The following is a 1,262-nucleotide window of genomic DNA, read 5'->3' as shown; positions in this document are numbered from 1 at the left end:
TTTTTCTCAGGATTCAAATTTACTTCGTTTATCATTGACCAATCTCGTGACTTTCCTGACCAACGACTTGGGTTATTCAATTTAGCTGCGTCGTTTACCTGCTGACGCTTGGCTAATATCTCTTTATCTAAACCTAAATGACGTTGATTTGGCGTCACAAATTTTATACCACTGTGTAGGTGCTCATTATTGTACCAATCAACGAACCCACTTACCCATTCTCTTGCTGCGCTTATATCTTCAAATGCCTTTTCTGGGTATTCTGGGCGATACTTTAACGTTTTAAATAACGACTCAGAGTATGGATTGTCATTACTTACTGACGGTCGACTAAATGATGGCACAATCCCTAACTCCTGTAATGTTGCCAGTAATGTCGCGCCTTTCATTGGGCTACCATTATCTGAGTGCAACGTGACTTGCTCGCGCTTTATTTGCTCCCGACTGCAAATATCCTTCATTAAATCTGCGGCTAATTCACTTAACTGTGTGTCGTAAACCTGCCAGCCAACAACCTTTCGACTAAAAATGTCCATCACTAAATATAAGTATAAAAATTGCCCTTTTACGCTCGTTGGTAAATAGGTGATATCCCAAGTGTATACTTCATTTGCACGTACTGCCTTCAATGCTCTTGGCTTTTTCATCGGCTTAGCTGGCTTTACTTTTTCTCTATGCGTTAATAAGTTATGTGCCTTCATGACACGATAAAATGAACTTTCAGACGCTATCCATATACCGTTATCAAGCAGCTTGGGGACTATTTTACTGGCCGGTAAATGCCCATACTCAGTTGAGTTAACCGTATTAATAATACGCTGCCGCTCTAACTCTGTGAGACGGTTTGGCGGCCGTTTTTTCGTACTCGTTCGCTTGTCAGTCATATCGTCTGCTTCAATCCACCGCTGAACGGTTCTTACCGTCAGCCCAAGTAACTCACATGCTTTTTCTTTCCTTGCCCCTGAATCCTGCGCGTTTGTAATAAGCGTTATTAATTCATGTCGCTCAGCCTGTGTTGTTAATCGTCCTCGTTGAAACCCCAGAGTGCATCCGCTTTTTTTTTGAGAACAAGCAGAGCGGCTGTTTCAGCTAAGGCTTTATCTTTACGATTAAGCTCTTTTTGCAGCTGTTTTATTTCTTGCTTTAACTGTTTACTGTCTGATTTAGCTAGTTTCGTTGTAGGTCCTTGGGCAAAGTCTTGCTTCCACTGCTTAATATGATGCGGATAAAGCCCTTTATTACGGCAGTATTCATTAATGGCT

General features: G+C 41.5%; 1 pseudogene. It reads right to left on the bottom strand.

Annotated elements, in window-relative coordinates:
- Window positions 1–1,262: pseudogene (locus FW757_RS23045) on the bottom strand (IS3 family transposase); the annotation flags it as partial.

It is taken from the genome of Pseudoalteromonas sp. 1181_04, assembly GCF_052850545.1.
This window is presented reverse-complemented; position numbering and strand designations above follow the sequence as displayed.